Annotated in this window: 17 protein-coding genes; 11 read left to right on the top strand and 6 right to left on the bottom strand. The window is 36.1% G+C overall.

Annotated elements, in window-relative coordinates; translation table 11 throughout:
- Window positions 1–860 precede the first annotated feature (860 nt).
- Window positions 861–2345, bottom strand: a complete 1485-nt coding sequence (gene gatB / locus IQ247_RS16010) for an Asp-tRNA(Asn)/Glu-tRNA(Gln) amidotransferase subunit GatB (protein ID WP_193921620.1) — start codon at window positions 2343–2345, stop codon at window positions 861–863.
- A 593-nt stretch (window positions 2346–2938) separates the two neighbouring features.
- Between gatB and IQ247_RS16005 the strand changes: the two genes are divergently transcribed.
- The 3 genes from IQ247_RS16005 to IQ247_RS15995 are packed head-to-tail and all read left to right on the top strand — an operon-like array spanning window position 2939 to window position 4895.
- Complete coding sequence (locus IQ247_RS16005; protein ID WP_193921619.1) at window positions 2939–4006, top strand: ion channel; 1068 nt, start codon at window positions 2939–2941, stop codon at window positions 4004–4006.
- Between the two features lie 37 nt (window positions 4007–4043).
- The gene (locus IQ247_RS16000) at window positions 4044–4616 is read left to right on the top strand and encodes a DUF421 domain-containing protein (RefSeq protein ID WP_193921617.1); all 573 of its coding nucleotides are present in this window, start codon (window positions 4044–4046) and stop codon (window positions 4614–4616) included.
- A gap of 9 nt (window positions 4617–4625) precedes the next feature.
- The gene (locus tag IQ247_RS15995; protein WP_193921615.1) at window positions 4626–4895 is read left to right on the top strand and encodes a hypothetical protein; all 270 of its coding nucleotides are present in this window, start codon (window positions 4626–4628) and stop codon (window positions 4893–4895) included.
- Between the two features lie 73 nt (window positions 4896–4968).
- On the opposite strand, the gene murD is transcribed toward IQ247_RS15995, so the two are convergent.
- A complete protein-coding gene (gene murD / locus IQ247_RS15990) occupies window positions 4969–6366 on the bottom strand; it encodes a UDP-N-acetylmuramoyl-L-alanine--D-glutamate ligase (RefSeq protein WP_193921613.1) in 1398 nt (465 codons plus the stop codon).
- Between the two features lie 83 nt (window positions 6367–6449).
- Entirely contained in the window at window positions 6450–8600 is a 2151-nt protein-coding gene (gene glyS / locus IQ247_RS15985) for a glycine--tRNA ligase subunit beta (protein WP_193921611.1), read from the bottom strand.
- A 474-nt stretch (window positions 8601–9074) separates the two neighbouring features.
- On the opposite strand from glyS, the gene IQ247_RS15980 reads away from it, so the two are divergent.
- Together IQ247_RS15980 and IQ247_RS15975 are read left to right on the top strand one after the other, a co-directional pair.
- The gene (locus IQ247_RS15980) at window positions 9075–9986 is read left to right on the top strand and encodes a hypothetical protein (RefSeq protein ID WP_193921609.1); all 912 of its coding nucleotides are present in this window, start codon (window positions 9075–9077) and stop codon (window positions 9984–9986) included.
- Window positions 9987–10151: 165 nt separating this feature from the next.
- A complete protein-coding gene (locus IQ247_RS15975) occupies window positions 10152–10829 on the top strand; it encodes a hypothetical protein (protein WP_193921608.1) in 678 nt (225 codons plus the stop codon).
- Between the two features lie 173 nt (window positions 10830–11002).
- Here the strand turns inward: IQ247_RS15975 and IQ247_RS15970 are convergent, their stop codons facing one another.
- Window positions 11003–11233, bottom strand: coding sequence for a hypothetical protein (locus IQ247_RS15970; protein ID WP_193921607.1), 231 nt, complete (start codon window positions 11231–11233; stop codon window positions 11003–11005).
- Window positions 11234–11459: 226 nt separating this feature from the next.
- A complete protein-coding gene (locus IQ247_RS15965; protein ID WP_193921606.1) occupies window positions 11460–12788 on the bottom strand; it encodes a pentapeptide repeat-containing protein in 1329 nt (442 codons plus the stop codon).
- 746 nt (window positions 12789–13534) lie between these two features.
- Here IQ247_RS15965 and IQ247_RS15960 point away from each other — a divergent pair.
- From IQ247_RS15960 to IQ247_RS15950, 3 genes are all read left to right on the top strand, one after another.
- Window positions 13535–14278, top strand: a complete 744-nt coding sequence (locus tag IQ247_RS15960; RefSeq protein ID WP_193921605.1) for a tetratricopeptide repeat protein — start codon at window positions 13535–13537, stop codon at window positions 14276–14278.
- A gap of 223 nt (window positions 14279–14501) precedes the next feature.
- A complete protein-coding gene (locus IQ247_RS15955; protein ID WP_193921604.1) occupies window positions 14502–15074 on the top strand; it encodes a Uma2 family endonuclease in 573 nt (190 codons plus the stop codon).
- A 10-nt stretch (window positions 15075–15084) separates the two neighbouring features.
- Window positions 15085–15954, top strand: a complete 870-nt coding sequence (locus tag IQ247_RS15950) for an SDR family oxidoreductase (RefSeq protein WP_193921603.1) — start codon at window positions 15085–15087, stop codon at window positions 15952–15954.
- A gap of 160 nt (window positions 15955–16114) precedes the next feature.
- On the opposite strand, the gene phnF is transcribed toward IQ247_RS15950, so the two are convergent.
- Window positions 16115–16849: a phosphonate metabolism transcriptional regulator PhnF gene (gene phnF / locus IQ247_RS15945; protein WP_193921601.1), complete on the bottom strand. Its 735-nt coding sequence runs from the start codon at window positions 16847–16849 to the stop codon at window positions 16115–16117.
- 413 nt (window positions 16850–17262) lie between these two features.
- Here phnF and phnG point away from each other — a divergent pair, with 413 nt between their 5' ends.
- From phnG to IQ247_RS15930, 3 genes are all read left to right on the top strand, one after another.
- A complete protein-coding gene (gene phnG, locus IQ247_RS15940; RefSeq protein ID WP_193921598.1) occupies window positions 17263–17721 on the top strand; it encodes a phosphonate C-P lyase system protein PhnG in 459 nt (152 codons plus the stop codon).
- Window positions 17718–18302 carry a phosphonate C-P lyase system protein PhnH gene (gene phnH / locus IQ247_RS15935; protein WP_193921596.1) on the top strand — a complete coding sequence of 195 codons (585 nt, stop codon included), beginning with the start codon at window positions 17718–17720 and terminating at the stop codon, window positions 18300–18302. Before phnG ends, phnH begins: the two co-directional genes overlap by 4 nt.
- A gap of 145 nt (window positions 18303–18447) precedes the next feature.
- Window positions 18448–18897 carry a GNAT family N-acetyltransferase gene (locus IQ247_RS15930; RefSeq protein WP_193921594.1) on the top strand — a complete coding sequence of 150 codons (450 nt, stop codon included), beginning with the start codon at window positions 18448–18450 and terminating at the stop codon, window positions 18895–18897.
- Window positions 18898–18929: the final 32 nt, after the last annotated feature.

Raw genomic sequence — 18929 nt, 5'->3', positions numbered from 1 at the left:
CACTTAATGGTAACTTATTAGTTATTAATGGTTAGGAGTTATTTGACAGTTGATGGTTATTACACCTTTGACCTCTAACCTTCATCCTAACTCCGTATAAATGCCCAAAAAAAAGAGAGAGCCACTTGGTAGCTCTCCGGATCATCAGGGTGCATCTACTTAACATACTATATCATTAATTGCCCAGGGGGTGACACCCCCTTGTTTAAGTTTTGATTAAGTTTTCGTAAATAATTTGTTTGCGTTTCAGTATTATTATCTAGAAGTAGGAAAAAGGCAAAAAAAAAGAGAGCCATTTAGGTAGCTCTCCGGATCATCAGGGTGCATCTACTTAACATAGTATATCATCAATTGCCCAGGGGGCGATACCCCTTATTTAAATTTTTGTGAAATTTTTACGAAGAAATGGGGATTAAATATGAAAAAATAAAAAAGAGAGCCATCTGTATAGCTCTCTAAACATCAGGGTGCATCTGATTATCACATAATACCATTTATGACATGAGGGATTGTACCCCTTTGCAAAATTGTTTGATCTAAAATATTTTTTTAAGTAGTGTAACGGAAGTTATGGCGCGATTATCCCGATGCAGTATAAATTTCCAAAAAAAACGGAGAGCCACTTGGTAGCTCTCCAGATCATCAGGGTGCATCTACTTAACATAATATAGCACTTTTCGTATGAGGGGTGATACCCCCAATACAAATTTAGATAAAATTTTTATAAATAAAATGTGCGTATAAATAAGGAATAGGATAATTTGTGCTATTTCGTAAGTAAAAATGCGGAAAGTAACTTTCGACTTGATATATGGAGAATATGGAGACGTTGCCGGGCGCAACGTCTCTACAGCAATTGCTTATTCAAGCAAAGCTTGGAGTTTTTTATCTACCAACTCATTAGTTAATTTAGGATCTGCGCGTTTTCCAGTCTTTTTGAGAACTTGTCCAACAAAGAAGCCTTTAACATTGGTTTTGCCGCTGCGATATTTTTCGACTTCTTTGGGGTTCCCAGCTATGGCTTCATCGATTAAAGATTCGAGTAGTGCTGAGTCTGTAATTAGTTTTTCACCAGCAAAAATATCTTTAGCAGAGCTACCTTCAAGTAACTCCGGTAATTTCTCTTTGGCTTTAGCATTACTAATCTCACCTTTGTCAATTAGGTTCACCACATCAGCTAAATTGCTTGGTGTCAACTTGATATCAGAAATATTTAGTTTTTGTTTATTGAGATAAGCAGCAATATCACCCATAATCCAATTTGCGGCAGATTTGGAATTTGCTCCCTTCTCCACAGTAGCTTCAAAATACTCAGCTGTCGCACGTTCTTCGGTTAAAACTCGTGCATCGTATGCAGAAAGTCCCAACTCGGTTTCATAATAATGGCGTTTTTTCGCGGGTAACTCTGGTAATTCGCTTTCCCACTTGTTTAATTGCTCTTGTGTTACCTCAATTGGAGTTAAATCTGGTTCAGGAAAATAACGATAATCGCTAGAACCTTCCTTAACTCGCATACTAATCGTACGTTGAGAACCTTCTTCCCAAAGACGAGTTTCTTGAACGATTTTTTCACCAGATTCAACCGCTTCAATTTGACGTTCAATTTCGTACTCAATGGCTCTTTGAATCGCATTGAACGAGTTCATATTCTTAATTTCGACTTTTGTGCCAAATTCCTTTTGTCCCACTGGACGCACGGAAATATTGACATCACAACGTAGGGAACCTTCTTGCATATTACCGTCGCTGACACCGAGATAGCGCATAATTCGGCGTAACTCTTGAGCGTATTCGGCAGCTTCTTGTCCAGAACGGATATCTGGTTCCGAAACGATTTCAATTAACGGTATACCGGCTCGATTATAGTCTACCAGAGAATAACTCGATCCAGAAAGGCGATCGCTACCCGCATGAACTAATTTACCAGCATCTTCTTCCATATGCAGCCGAGTAATACCAATTTTTTTGCGAATTGGATTACCATCTTGATCGACTAACTCAATTTCGATAAAACCATGTTCGGCAATGGGTAAATCGTATTGAGAAATTTGGTAATTTTTGGGTAAATCGGGATAAAAATACTGTTTGCGGTCAAACTTGCTGTATTTAGCGATTTGACAATTAAGAGCCAAACCTGCTTTTACAGCGTATTCTAATACTTTTTCATTGAGTACCGGCAAAACTCCAGGTAAACCCATACAAACCGGGTCAATGTTAGTATTAGGGTCTGCACCGAATTTTGTAGAGCTATCGGAGAAAATCTTAGTTAAGGTTGCAAGTTGACAATGGGTTTCTAGACCAATTATCGCTTCGTAATCAGTTTTTACAGTTGTAGCAGCAGTCATAAAATTTAAAAATTCGGACTTATCTTACAGTCATTAGGTATTGTAGCTGTTTCGAGCCGATAACTGATGGATGTTAACTCTTGTTATTATGGTGAAAATTCCGCCCAAGTACGGATTTGTATTTTTTATTCTTATGGGATGAAGAGTAGCGGGTTGTAACCAATATGGAGCATCCTTACTCGTCCAATTGTATTTAAATTATTTACCCTGACTTGTAAGTGAGTAGTGACTAGTGAGAAAAACGCTAACATTTATGGCGATGAAAAAAACTTTTTATGTTGACTGCTTTGAAGGTGAAAAATAAAAATTGTTTCTTTTTCCAATCCTTTACCCTTTAGAAACAGGTTAATTATCAATTATTGAAATACATATTCGCTTTAAGTAAACACTTATTTATTTTGAGCAATTCTTACTTTTAGATTTAAAAATATACACCAATGATAGATGTATCAGTAATTTAAACACTGCTATTTAAAGTATAGTACAGTTCTTTCAAAAGTAGTTTATTGTGAGTTGTAGTATGTGAAAATATTGGTATAAATTATTGATGAACATATAATTTAATAGAATTTAAAATAATTTAAAAAGCAAAAATGTCAATATTATTAACTATTTTAGGATTATTAATACTAAGCCTTGTTGCTCTTGATGTATTGATAACTACTTTAACTGTGGGAGGAGGAGGACCAATTACCACGAGAATTTCTAGTGGAATATGGTGGATAGTTTTACAAATTCATCATAGAAAATCTAACCACCGATTATTATCAATTACAGGTTTAGTATTATTAAGCGGAATAGCTTTACTTTGGTATATTTTAACTTGGGTTGGCTGGACATTGATATTTTGTGCTGACAATTCGGCTGTAGTTAATGCATCTTCTAAAATACCGGCAGATACTTGGGAACGGATTTATTTTGTTGGTTATACAATATCTACTTTGGGAATGGGAGACTATCAAGCTCAAGGAAGAATTTGGCAAATAGCAACGGCAATTGCATCAACTAGTGGTTTCTTCTTAGTAACTTTGAGCATTGCTTACTTGTTACCAATTGTTTCAGCAGCTTCTGAAAAACGCGCTTTTGCAATTTATGTAGCTTCACTAGGAGGAACAGCCGATGAAATTTTAATTCGGGCTTGGAATGGTAATAATTTTGGAGATTTATCTCAACATTTGAGTTCTCTTACACCTACTTTAACTCAGCAAGGAGAAAAACATTTAGCATACCCAATTCTACATTATTTTCACAGTGTAGAACGAGCTAGGTCTTTAGCTTTGAGTGTAATTGCATTAGATGAAGCTTTGACCTTATTAGAATATGGAATTCCGGATAAATATAAACCCGAACCGGGGGCTTTGGGACCTGTAAGAAGAGCTAGTGCAGCTTTTTTGAAAACTTTGAAATCAGCTTATTTAGATCCAGCGACCTATAATCCCCAATTACCTTCTTTAGAATTACTACGAAATAAAGGTATTCCTACAGTTAGCGATGAAGAATTTTTTGCAAGAATCAAAATTATTACAAAACGTAGAAGATTGCTTTTAGCATTAGCAAAAAATGATGGTTGGACTTGGGATGCTATTGCTTCTAGTATTACTACTAATAGAGCTAGTAGTTTAGATGATGAAACAATGATTGATGAGGTAAAGTTACATTAATTAGGTGAAAGGTTAGAGGTTAAAAGATTGAGAATTTATGTTGGAATTAATTGCAAATGGACTTAATTATGCTTTAGGATTAAATACTCAAAAAATCAATTTATGGCAAATGGGATTGAGAGCAGCCGTGATTTATGTTGCTGGATGGATGATGGTTAGGATAGTCGGAGACCGGCGTTTTATTGGTAAATATGCTGCTTTTGATGTTGTCTTAAGTATTATTTTTGGCTCTACTTTAAGTCGTACTATTAATGGTTCTGCTCCTTTTTTCCCAACTCTAGGGGCTGGTTTTGTATTAGTAGGAATGCATTGGTTATTTGGTGGAATTTCTTTTCATTTCCCAGCTTTAGAAAATTTAATTAAAGGTTCATCTCGCGTTTTAATTCGAGATGGTGAAATTAATTATCAAGCAATGCAAAAGAGTCATATTAGTGAAAAAGATTTGAAATCTTCTTTGCGTTCTCAAGCTAAAATTACCGAAGCTTCACAAGTTGAAATTGCACGTTTGGAAAGTAGCGGTGAGATTAGCATTTTACCCAAAGAAAATCTTCCGCAGGTAATTGAAGTTTCTGTAGAAAAAGGGATTAAAACTATTAGGATAGAGGTGTAGTTAATCATCATGGAGGTACCCCAAGAAGAATCAACGCAATACACAAAAAATCAGCAAAACGGTATATCCCGATATTCGCAATTAGAACTCAAATTACGTCATCAATGTTTAAATGTTTGTTTGAAAATTACCAATGCAATTTATCCAGGATTAGATTTATCTTCTACTAGTCCAACATTTCCTGATTTAGATATAGTTGGGATGATTCCGCAATTGGTAGGGCTAGCTTTCACTCAAGGAACTCGGAGGATGTTGAAAAGTTTGCGCGAACAATTATAGAATCTGTTTATATAGCAAAAAACCCAGTTTTTACAAAAAAACCGGGCTTATAAATCCTCAAAAATTACCTAGTTTATAATTCCAAACACCACTTACGAAAATCATCACCGCGTACTTCAAAATTAGCATACTGATCAAAACTGGCACAAGCTGGTGACAGTAAAACTACAGTTGCATCATGGTGCTTTGCTAATTTAAACCCATGAGTAACAGCTTTTTGCATCGTTCCTACATCTTCGTAGTTGGAATACCCTTCCTCTTCCAAACGTTTGGCAAACATTGGTGCTGCATCACCTATTAATAATACTGCTGCGGCTTTCTCTTTAATTTTATTTATCCAAGGTTTATCTTCACCCGCTTTTGCAGCACCCCCAGCAATTAAAATTACCGGACTTTTTACCGACGCTAAACCGACTTCAGCAGCGTCGTAATTTGTGGCTTTACTATCATTAATAAAATCAATTCCTTCATAACTACGAATATGCTCTAAACGATGGGGTACTCCAGCAAATTCACTGATAGCTTGATGAATTGCTTCTTTGTCAATTCCCGCTAACCTCGCTGCTGCAATTGACAACAACAGGTTTTGTAAATTGTGTTCTCCCACCATTCGTAAAGCGGAAACTGGCATAATTTTTTGGTCTTCTTGCAAAGATGCGATGTGTTGCGTCTCTACAACCCAACCATCTTGGATATAAAAACCTTTACCAGTGATTAATTTATCTTTACCCTTAATACTCGTCCAATAAGCATCTTGCCAATCGGTTTCACCCATCTTTCTTAAGTATGGATCATCACCGTTGAAAATTTGCATTTGAGAACTACGTAATAATTGGGCTTTGATATTGTAGTAGTTTTGTACAGTTTTATGACGTGCTAAATGGTCTGGGGTTAAAGTCGTCCAAATACCGATTTTAGGAGAAATTGAGGTGGAAGATTCAATTTGGTAACTGCTAAGTTCGGCAATGATCCAATCTAGACGACGGGAGAAAGTTTCTTCTTTGTCTCCTTGTTTTTCCTCAAGCGCAATTTCACAAGCTGCATGACCAATATTACCGCAGGTAGGAGCGTGAAAACCCGCAGTTTGAAATATTGCTCCTATTAAAGATGTAACAGTAGTTTTACCGTTAGTGCCGGTAACTGCTACCCAGGGGATAGAACGTAAATTGCGCCATGCAAATTCCATTTCCCCGATAGTGTCAATTCCTTTTTCCCGTGCTTTGATTAATACTGGAATATCCCAAGGTACACCGGGACTAACTACGATTAATTTCGGTAATTCGGTATCGTTCAGTTCCAGGGAATACCCTAATTTAACTGTAATTCCCTCGACAGCAAGCTCTTGTTGTTGTTGGAGGAGGTTAGGGGAGGTATTAGTATCACCAATTTCCACCTCCCAACCTTCTCGATTCAACAATCTCGCCGCAGCAACACCGGACTTTCCCAATCCTATGACATGAGCTTTAGGCATAGACTGTAAGCAGAAATCCCTGGTTAAGCAACTTTATACTAACGTTTATTGGCATAATTTACACCATATTTTGTTGATTTTCACTACAGATTTTTTACAATTGCACCAAAATCAGCTAACACACGAGCGTGGTTACGAAGTAACCCTAGTAGATACAGGCGATTTCGTTTAATATCAGGATTGTCATCCATTACTAACACGCTTTCTGCCCCGTCGAAGAAGCTGCTGACGGTAGGTGCTATTTCTGTTAATCCTGCTATCAGTTGTTGGTAGTTACGAGTAAGTTGTGCGGCTTGGGTTTGCGGTACTAGATTAAGCACTGCATGATAAAATGATTCTTCGGATGATTTTTGAAATAACTCTTTTTGGACTAAGTTGCTCGGATCGAGTTGTTGGGTATCTAAATCACCTTGTGCTGCTAATCGAGTCGAACGGTTAACAGTTTCGTAAATTTTATCTAAATCGCCATTATTGCGAATTTCTTGTAAGAATAAAGCGCGATCGCGAACGTCTAACAAATCCTGTAATGCTCGTTCTGTATATTCTGGGTCGTTTTCTCCCAATACAGCATTAACTAAGTCGTAGTCGATATGTTTCTCTTCTTGTAATAAGGTGCGGATGCGTTGTAAGAAGAAGTCTTCTAAGCAAGCAATTAATTCGGCTTTATCTTTGTGATGGGTATTAGCGAATTCCCCTACTGTTTCTGCAACTAGCTGCTGTAAATTAATCGATAAATCGCCATCCCAAGTAATATTAACAATAGCAGTTGCGGCTCGACGTAAAGCGAAAGGGTCAGAGGAACCTGTGGGTATCATTCCCAAACTGAAAATACTCACCAAAGTATCGATTCTATCAGCCAAAGCCACAACTCGACCCGTTAAACTTTGGGGTAAAATATCATCGGCACCTCTGGGTAAATAATGCTCAAAAATTGCATCGGCTACAACAGGTGATTCTTGACTTTTCAAAGCATATTTTTGACCCATAATTCCTTGCAATTCGGGGAATTCATAGACCATTGAAGTGACTAAATCTGCTTTACATAATAAAGCTGCTCTTTGAATATATTCTTGTTGTGGAGATGCTAAATTTAATTGCTGATAAATTCTTTGAGCAACAGTACAAATTCGATCAACTTTTTGTCGTAAAGAACCCAAATCTTCTTGAAAAGTTACCGTTTCCAACTGCGGTAAAAAGCTGTACAAAGGCTGTTTAATATCTTTATCGTAGAAATATCTACCGTCAGATAAACGAGCGCGAATTACCCTTTCATTACCTTTCGCAATCATATCTGATTTTTCTGGATCGCCATTAGAAACCGTAACAAAATAAGGCAATAATTCCTGACTATTTTCAGCTTTAAACACCGGAAAATACTTTTGGTGAGAAACCATTACCGTAGTAATTACTTCCGGGGGTAACTCCAAAAATTCCGGTTCAAAATTACCCACAACTGCCGTCGGATATTCTACTAAATTGGTAACTTCTTCTAATAAATCGGGGTAAATTTGAGCATAACCATTTAACTTTTGCGCTGCATTTTGTACCTGTTGAGTAATTATATTAACTCGCGTTTCCACATCTGCAACCACAAAAGCAGAATTCAAAGTACTAAGATAATCAGTAGCTTGAGTTATAGTTACATCATTCGGATGTAATACGCGGTGTCCTCTAGAAGTATTACCGCTTTTGACAACTTGCGAATTATTCTCAATTTCTATCGGTAAAACTTTCTCATCCAACAAAGCCACTAACCAACGAATCGGACGAGAAAACCTTAAATCCCCGTCGCTCCAACGCATCAACCGCTTACCTTCTAACTTAAAAATCCACTCCGGAATTATTTCTGTAAGAATATCAGCAGTAGTACGTCCTGCAATACTTTTCTTCACAAAAACAAAATCACCTTTATCGGTAGAACGAACTTCCAAAGCCGAAACATCTACACCTTGCCTATTCGCAAAACCTTCAGCAGCCTTAGTTAGTGTACCATCCTTAAAAGCAGCTTTTGCAGGAGGTCCCTTGATTTCTTCTTCCCTATCGGCTTGTTTTTGGGGTAAACCCTTGATTAACACAGCCAACCTACGAGGAGTACCGTAAACTTCTACCGTATCATTGTCAAGGAAATTTTCCTGTAGAGATAAGGGAATTCGTTGTTTCCATTGGGCGATCGCACCACTCAAAAAGCTTGCAGGTAACTCTTCCGTTCCGACTTCCAATAAAAAATTAGCCATAGCACATAGTCAAGTATGAATTATCAAAGATGAAGGGGGAATATCCTTCAGTTCAATTTCATCAGTGTACCTTGGCTTTTGGTCTGGTTGTTGGGATAGGTTCGTTTAATTTATTGGGTGGTGGTGTTTGTCTACTAATTTAACGGGTACGGTACTCTTGCGGTGTAAAACAACTCGAACTTGAGGTCAGCCCCCGTGCTGTAGTGAATTCTTTAGTGTATGTTTACAAAGCTACCGGATGCAATCAGTGATTTAGATTTTGCTCTTCAAGGACTTCGTTGGTTGTAAGTTAATTGAGAATTGCCCAATGCTGCTGAATAGCAGGTAAAACTTCGTGAAGTGCTTGGTGTTATAGCGATCGCCTGCAATCATGTAGTAATTAAGGTGAATATACGGAGTACTTAAGTCTATTGTAAGATTAGTATTGAGATTAAATCTAATTCAAACAATCGCTTATTCTTCGGTAAATGTTATATGCTCAAGACTAGTAATGAAAAAAGTCTTTGTTATACGACTTTAGCTATTGGATATGAATACAATAAATATGCACAACTATTAGCAAAAGATGTTGCGAAGCTATCTCCAAATATTCCGATAGTGATTCTTACAGATAGACCACAACTTTTCTCTAAGGATTTACACGTAACTGCTATTAAACATAATGTTCAATCTGTAGGTATATTCCATGACAAGCTTTGTTGTATAGAAAAATGTTTTGAAAACTATGATTGTTCTATCTTCATTGATGCTGATTGTCGATTGCTGGAAAATATGGCAATGTCTAGAAATTGGAAACCCGGTTTAACAGCAAAGACGCATTGGAATTTAGAAAAACATATTAGTCCAAAGGGTGTTTTATTGCCAAAAAAGGAGTTAACACGCGAACTAGTTTATGAGATTGCTAAACATCTGCAAATTTCTGTACAAGAGTGTAAATTTGTATATGAAGCAATTTTTACTATTCGTAAAGATAATGGCAAGGAAAAAGAATTTTTAAAAATTTGGAAGCAGATTCGGGATTACTTTGAGTCGAATAGAATTTTCGATGGAGAAGGTGTAGCAATGGGTTTAGCTGCATATAAAACATCTCTGGAAGTATACCACTACAATTCCGGGTATCCTGAAGATGGGGTTAATGATAATATAAAAGATGTTTATAAAGATAAGCTTTTTTACAAGTTGCTTATGCACAATGATACTGATAATTTCAGTGATGCTTTGTGTAAGCAAGTCTTAAACTTTGATAACCAAAGAAGACAAATTTCAAAGTTACCTTTTTGGCGTAAGGTAATTAAAAAAATATCTAATCCTATCCTAAAAAATTTACGTTTTATAACCCTCAAAATCAAAAAGTTTCATCGAACCAATTCGTCTGACTTTATCTAAGTTTACATAATCTAAATTATGGTAAATATAGGTAAAATTTATATTGGTTAAAAGGATACTATTTAATATTTACTATATATCCTGATGATTACTCTTTTCAAAATAGTAAAAAAATAATAATGGAGATGTAAAAAGTAATGAAAGTATGTTATCACAAATTAATTGATGAACTATCGACTTCAAAGTGTAAAAGGTTATCATGATAAACGCTTTGTAATTGAGAAGTCATTTGAAAGCTTCGACACGTGCATCTTTTTAGACTCTGACGTGCGAATCATTGGTCCCGTACCAGAGGATATCAAGTGGCTTCCTGGAATTACTGCAAGGACTGGATGCAATATTATAAAACATAATACAGGCACAAAGCTGCGTGTACAGTTCGCAACAATAAAGCAGGTGGCACAGAGATTAGATATAAATCTTCAGGAAACAAAATGGTTTCACGAGTTCATGTTTGTTGTGACAAAACAAGCTGGTGCTGAAAAGGTTTTTTTAAAACTTTGGCAGAACATTTCAACATATTTTGAAATGCAAGGAATTTATGGGGGAGAAGGTAATGTTATGGGATTAGCTGCGGCAAAAGCAGGTTTAAACATCAGGTTTGATTCTGAGGATAGATTTCCATTTTTCAAGGATAATATAGAGCAAATCAGAGTCAAGATGGGACAATCAAATCTAGCAGATAAACAGATTTATTTCCAAATGCATAAAGAGATTGAATACCCAAAAGTTGCAATTTGGAGAAAAATTATTGATAAAATAATTCGACAAGTGGTATTCTTTTATCGATTGTTAAAACTCAGGTATTTCAAGCATAACTCTGACCTTATAGAGTTCCACTAAAGGCTAAAAGTGACTCGATGGTTTTAGTGGTAATTTTTATTAGTACAACAAAGAAAAAGTTAATCAAGTAAACTTTTCAGCACCGAGTCAGGGTATTGTGATATTCGCCGAATTTTACGGCGGTTTATCGAATAGTGGTTTCTGATTTTGAATAATTCAATATTTCTGTTTTCCTAACTCTTAACTTCATTCTCATTCCCGTTATCTTGATTGTTATTTAAATTATCATTTCCGTTATTATTTCCGTTATTATTTCCATTATTATTTCCATTATGATTACCGTTGTGATTTAAATTATTACTGAAATTGACATTGATATAAAATTTGATACTAATTAAGCTACCTTCTTTGCCGCTAAATAGATAGCCTAATATTAGTCCTAAAATTAAAGATAATAAAATCATCTTATCTGGTTCACAGGTTGAAAAAATTACAAAAATATAGCTATTACACAAGAGCCGCTTTATTTTATGAATTAATTGAGTAATAAACTGTCCAATACAATCCAACCTGTAAATGATTTTTGAATTACTAATTACATCAGGTTCCGCTAATTAGTTAGTTATTATAATCGGAAAATATTATTAATTTTCCATTACCCATTACCAATTACCAATTACCAATTACCAATTACCTTCTTAATTTATTCTCAATCCCTTCACAACCACCGGGAATGGTGTTTCGGGTTTTTTCACCGCACCAATTGCAACAATAATGACGGTTGGCTTGGGACATTCGTTTGACGTTGGTAAAATTAGCGTTTTCTACTACTGCACCAGTACGTTCCCCCGTTTTATAATTAGGTGGATGTAAGCGACTACGGGGTGATGCTGTTTCTACGGAACCGTAAAACAATTGAGTTCCGTTTAAATCAGCACTAGATAAGTCAGCTTCATATAAAATGGTGCGGCAAAGATTAGCTTTCACTAAGTCGCAATGACTGAAATTAACCCGTACTAAATTGGCTTCACTCAAATCCGTCCAGCGCAAATCTGTGCCGGAAAGTTTCGCACCCGCAAGCATTACACCCAAGTCTATAACCCGCACTCCCGAAACTAAATCTTCTGCATAACCTCCGCTACCGTCAAGAATTGCTCTACCGAGATGTCCGTCTCGTTTTAGTGGTGTGAGCAATTTAGAACGAGATAAAAAGCGGAGAATTTTGGCTTTACCAACTGCGTCAACGCTGCTCAAAATTGCAGCAGTACGTCCTTCTGCAAGCAATCTTTCTTGGGGCCAATCTTCCAAAAATCCTTGTTGATCTAATACTAAATCGGAAATGCCTTGAAAATATGTGTCAATTGTCTGCTGTTGAGTAATATTATTTTGCTGAATAGTTAGCAGGTTTTGCTGAATCGTTAAATCTTTGGAGATAACATATTGTCGCCAAGCAACATAAACCGCGATGACGGCGATGAGAATTTGTCCTAAAGCGCCAAACCACTCTGCTAAAGTTCCCGAAACATTCCAGTCAATTGTGCCGGGAATGAATTTAAATAAGCCAGCAACTGCGACGATTATACCCAAAAAACCAATAATCAATGCTCGCTGTTGGGGTGTTAGCAAGTCGGTAATTACAGTTTTTAGCCACGGAAATAGTATTATTACGGATAAAGATAAAGTGACTGCGGTTCCAGCAATGCCAAGTATTGGAAGATTTATGGCTATTCCTACAAGTGTCAGAATAATTGACAATAAAGTAATTAATAATGCTCGTGTCTTCACCGTCAGTGTGGTAGAAGTACTGGTTGAAAATGAGGAACGAGCTTGTTGTAAAGCTGTCATATTTTCTTGAGACTGCACTGAAGCTATCGCCGAGTTAAGTTGTTGCACGCTAAGCCCGTTGGATAACTGGCTTGTATCACCTGCATCTTCAAAGTCATCCGGTTGCCATTTGTCTTCAGATGGGGGTTGCAGGTTCGGAGGTTGCGATGAGTGGGAGTTAGATTCAATTGACATGATTATATTTTGGCATCAGCAGTTATAGGTTGAACATTGGGAATAATTTTTCCCAGGGTGAGCTCATTCGTAATCACAAAGGTACTATTTTTTACATTTATATCAAATTCTTTTTTGAATATTTAGACTTGGATATTTTTGTGTTTGGTGGTAATTTAATTTACTTGTTACTAGTTAAAATATTTTTTTACATATTGTATCGTCTAAGTTCAGCTTTTTTTTGCTTAATGATAAATGTATTATTTTTAGCTATTAACACTATATTTAGGCAAACTTTAACTTACTTTAATTAATGAGTTAAATAATTTAAGTGGATGTATATATAATTACTATTGACATTGTTGTTGACGATTTAAATTATACGCTCAAATAGTTTGTTAGTTACATATTTTAAATCGAGATATTTAAATCGAGATATTTAAATCGAGATACTTTACTTTGTATCGCCTATATATAACTCCATAAGCAATCGATTAATATCTTGTTAAAAGCAGCCCGATTAAATGTAAGCTCGTATTATAAATTCATTAAATAAAAAATGTAAAGCTGATATATTCCTGCTTGCTTGTATAGTATGTCGTAGAGAAAATCAAAAATCATTTAATGAATGGCAAGTATTATACTACTAAATAGATAAAAATATAAATATATTCAATAAATTAATAAATTAATTAAGAAAAAGATGGATACTTGTTAAATAGAATAAAAAGCTGTATTCTAAATAATATGATTTCTATGGATGCGATATGGCATTTTGGAGCCGTTTTGTTGCCTATTTTTTAACTACTTCTTTGATTTTTGGTTGTAGTGATGAGGCAGAATTAACAAGACAAGGCAGCAAAAGAGTAGTGCAAGAAACCAATGTTGCCCAGTTGCTGATACAAGCCTCTGAAATAAAGGAAGCTGAAGACTTATTTATTCAAGGATCGGAATTATTAGAAGCGAATCGTTACGAAGACGCGATCGCAATTTACAATCGGGTGATTGCAACTACACCCAATAACGCAGAAGCTTGGATTAACAGGGGAAATGCTTTATTCTCTTTAGAGCGACATGGACAAGCGTTAGATTCTTATGATAGGGCGATCGCGATTCAGCCTCAAAAACATGAAGCATGGTACAACCGGGGGAACACTCTATCCGCGATGCAGCTACATCAAGAAGCGATAACATCTTATGACAAAGCCATTGCCATCGAACCCAAAAAATACGAAGCTTGGATTAATCGAGGCATTGCTCTGACAAAATTGCAGCAATATTCCCAAGCCTTAGCATCTTACGACAAAGCCATTGCGATCGAACCGAACAAGCATCAAGCCTATTACAACAAAGCTTGTACTTATGCTTTGCAAAAAAACACTACAGCAGCAATTAGTAATCTACAAAAAGCGATGAAACTGCTTCCAGGTAAGTACGAAAAACTAGCGAAAACTGACCCAGATTTTGCTAAAGTACGCAACACTGAGCAGTTTCGAGATTTACTTAATTAGGGAATTGGGGTTTGGAGGATGGGGAAGTTTCGGTATAGATAAATCTTAACTCCGGTGGTACTAACTCCGGTGGTACTAACTCCGGTGGTACTAACTCCTTGTCCTTTTTTGAATAATTGTGTATAAAATAAAAATAAAATATTTTTTGAATCTTTAAATTAGGGATAGAAAATAACTTGTGAAACTCGGTATGATAAGTTAAAATACCGCAATTTAAATAACTATGTATTCTCAAGCAAAATTTATAGATTCAACTATCGATGAATATTTGCAATTTGATTTAGAAAGTATAGTACGTCACGAATATATTGCAGGACAAGTTTATCCGGTGCTTAAGGATTCTCATAATCTCAAAATTATTGCTGAGAATCTATTTGCAAGATTGCGTACTCAGTTGTACGGTAGTGATTGTCAGGTTTTTACATCTGATATGAAAATAAGAATTGAACCAATAAATGCTTTTTATTATCCAGAAGTATCAGTTGTTCGTGATTCTGAAGATAGAGAATTATATTTCAAAACTCGTCCTTGTTTGATTGTAGAAGTTATTTCACCAATTACAGAACGTATAGATCGTAACGAAAAGTTATTTAATTACCGCCAATTACCAAGTTTACAAGAATATATTTTAGTTCATCAATCAGAGATGAAAGTAGAACTTTATCGAAAAATTTATCAAAATAACTGGTTGATGCAAATTTTCACTCAAGACAATATTTTACAATTACAATCGGTTGATGTTGAAATTACAATGGCAGAAATTTACGAAGACGTAGAATTTGGGCAAGATAATTAATAATCAACCAATGAAAAAACTTTTAATTACTGGTGCAAGCGGGTTTCTGGGATGGCATTTATGTCAATTAGCAAATATGGAATGGGATGTTTACGGGACATATTTTTCTCATAGCTTAGAAATTCCGGGGATTAAACTGGTAAAAGCTGATTTAACTAATTTTGCAGAAGTCAAAACAGTATTTAAAGAAATACAACCAGCAGCGGTTATTCATACTGCTGCACAATCTCAACCGAATTATTGTCAAATTCATCCCGAAGAATCCTTGTTAATTAATGTGACAGCATCCTTGAATATTGCGGGGTTATGTGCAGATAATTCCATTCCTTACGTATTCACTTCAACAGATTTAGTGTTTGATGGTTTGAAGGGTTTTTATCAGGAAACAGACAGCGTAAATCCGGTAAATATTTACGGCGAACACAAAGTTATGGCGGAAATGGGGATATTAGAACGTTATCCTCAAGCTGCAATTTGTAGAATGCCTTTAATGTTTGGGAATGCAACTCCTACAGCTTCTAGTTTTTTACAATCATTTATTAAAATACTTCAAGAAGGAAAAGAATTAAAGTTATTTATAGATGAATTCCGCACTCCGGTAAATGGCAAAACAGCCGCTAAAGGATTATTATTAGCGGTAGAGAAAGTTCAAGGAATTATTCATTTAGGAGGAAAAGAAAGAGTTTCACGTTATGATTTTGGTCGCTTATTAGTAGAAACATTTGAAATTTCCACAGCCAAAATTAAAGCTAGTAAACAACAAGATGTTAAAATGGCAGCACCCAGACCACAGGATGTTTCTTTAGACAGTTCCAAAGCTTTTAAATTGGGTTATGCACCGTTAAGTTTACAAGAACAACTATTAGAGGTCAAAGGTTAAAGGTTTAAGGTCAAAGGTTAAAGGTTTAAGGTGAAAGGTCTAAGGTGAAAAACTCCCAACCACTACCAACTGTCAACTATCCACTACCAACCATCCACTATCAACTACCAACTACTAACTACTAACTATCTCTGGTGCTTTTCTGCCCATTACCAATTCTTCAAACTGGATTTTCAAAATCTAACTGTACTTTGTCTCCGCGAAATCTGGTTACGCCGTATTCGATTATATCTCCTGATTGGTTGAGATTTACGGATTCTACTAATAGGATTGGTTGGTTAAGAGCTACTTGCAGTAATCTAGCATCTTGGGGCTGAATTAAACGGGAGGAAACGCTGGTACTGCGGCGGATATGGTCACAATTGTACAGATGCTGCATTAATTTGGATATTGATTTTATTTCTTGCAATAATTCAATGTTTTTTGTCGCTAACAAGTCTGGGAATAACTTGAGGGGAAAATAACTTGTAGCAACAACAATTGGATCGGAGTCTGCAAAACCAAGACGTTCTATCAACGCTACTGGTTCACCTTGGTTTATTTGTAAATTTTCTGCAACTGAAGAATCGGCATTCACTTCTATCGTGCGTATTAGTTCGTAACGACCTTGACGACCTTGCGCTTTTAATGCTTGGTTATAGCGTACTCTTTTACCAATGGGGTAGCGAATTGTTTTCTCTGCTACAAACATACCCCTTCCTCGATCAACTCTTAACAATCCTTCAATTTTTAATAACGCAATTGCTTGTCTAATAGTATGGCGATTTACGGCAAATTGTTGAGAAAATTGAGCTTCTGAAGGCAGTTTCTCACCTTTTTTGTAAATTCCCTCATTAATACTTTCTCGGATTTGGGCTGCTATCTGAATATATATCGGCAAGGTTTCGCGCTTCATAATTTAGTCATAAATTCTTGTTGTCAAATCGTCGTAATTAAGTTAACATATCTGTGATTGTCTAGATGTCTAGACAAGTGACCGAAATTTTGAAAATATATATTACATTAGGGTGTTGAAGTAGATTTTGTAATTAATATTAGTGTTGGTTCAATTTTTGTATTTTCGTGATGTCTGTTAATTGAAAACAAGTCTAATTAAGATTAGTTTTGTTGATTTTCAGCGGTTGCGATATATGAAATTTCAGCAAACTAATTAAGTAAATTTAATTACGAATTATCTGTCATAGGTTTAGTTTTTTTGTTTTATCTCTAATTATCCTGTGTTTCTTATGCGGGGAATAAAATTATTATTAAATCCTGATTAAATCATTAATGATAATGATAAGGATTTGATACCTATTATTTTGATTTATGGTATCCCAGACACAAAGACAAGCCTGTATGGCTACTTTAGCAAAAGCTGAGTTAAAGCAACTGGAGGAATTAGTTGACCAGTTAGGGTTGTTACCCGAATATAACTTTTTGCGATCGCCAGAAATTGGTAGTGCAATGGTCAGGAGTCCTATTGAGGGAAGTGGTAGTGATTTTAACTTAGGTGAAATTACTATAACTCGCTGTGTCATACAGATAGAAGCCGATCAAGGGTGCATTGCAGGATTTGGATATGTAAAAGGGCGATCGCGTCGTCATGCAGAACTAGCTGCGGTATGCGATGGACTGTTGCAATGTCCTTCCTGGTATAAACGAATTGAAACTGAGGTGATACAGCCACTGAATGCAGCAATACAGCGTACTCATGAACTAGAACAGCGTCAAACATCGGCGACAAAAGTAGATTTTTTTACTCTAGTTAGAGGAGAAGGTCAATGAGAATTACGCAGTTACCAGGATTGAAAAATCCAGTACATGATGCCCAGGATACTTTTCGAGCTTTACTTGCAGCCATGGCGCAACCCGGTAAAGTTTTTGATCTAGAAGTTCTCAAAGATACCTTTTTACAAGTTAAAGCAGCTTATGCAGCAACTTGTTTAACGTTATTAGATTTAGAAACTCAGGTGTGGTTACAGCCGGGATTTACCAACGAATTTAAAGCTTGGTTGCTGTTTCATACGGGTTGTAGTTTTGTCAGTCAGCCGAATTTAGCTAATTTTGCGCTGATTAATGATGTAGAAACAATACCGGAACTATCAAATTTTAATTGGGGTACAGCAGAACGCCCCGAAACCTCAACAACGCTGTTAATACCAGTTGAGAATTGGGAAGGAGGACAATCTATAAAATTAATTGGACCGGGAATTTTAGCAAATCAGCAAATTTCGCCGAAATTACCCGCTCGTTTTTGGGATTGTTGGAAAGCAAATCATCAAGCTTATCCTCAAGGAATTGATGTATTTTTATTTACTGAGACTCAGGTTATGGGGTTGCCGCGAACGGTTACTTTTGATCTCTAACTATATCTTTAACTATATTTTTCGTAAACAAACCCGGTTTTTTTTGACTTATTAATAATGGTGCATTTGGTTGGTAATTACGAATTAAGCAAGACAGCGCTCGCTCAGAAATGTTTTTAACCTTTTCCAAACCAGGAATCTACCTATGACTCTCAATATTAGAACCGCGAACCTTGAAGACGTACCCCTGCTGATCGAATTATGTGCAGGAATGGATGGTGAGTCTCCCTTACCAAATGTTTTAGCCGAAGAAATTTTCGCTGCGATTGTCAAAATACCTAACTATCACATTTATATTGTTTACGAAAATCATCAACCTGTAGGTACATTTAGTCTGCTTCACGTACCAAAAATGATGCAGCAAGAATATCATAAATATGCAGTATTAGATGCCGTGAGTGTGACTCACAAACTTCGCGATCGCGGAATTGGTCAGCAAATGATCAAAGCTGCAATGCAGCTGAGTCAAGAAGCTGGATGTTATAAATTAATGTTGTCTTCTAATTTAAAAAAAGAATGTAACCATCAATTTTATAAATTCTTAGGATTTGAGCAACATGATTGGAATTTTCCAGGTATGTTGCAGACTGCGTGAATCGAAGGGGACAAGGAGATGGGGAGATGGGG

The sequence above is a fragment of the Plectonema cf. radiosum LEGE 06105 genome (assembly GCF_015207665.1).
In the GTDB taxonomy this organism is placed as follows: domain Bacteria; phylum Cyanobacteriota; class Cyanobacteriia; order Cyanobacteriales; family Nostocaceae; genus Rivularia; species Rivularia radiosa_A.
The sequence above is the reverse complement of the archived record's forward strand: the minus strand, read 5'-3'. Positions and strand labels throughout refer to the sequence as shown.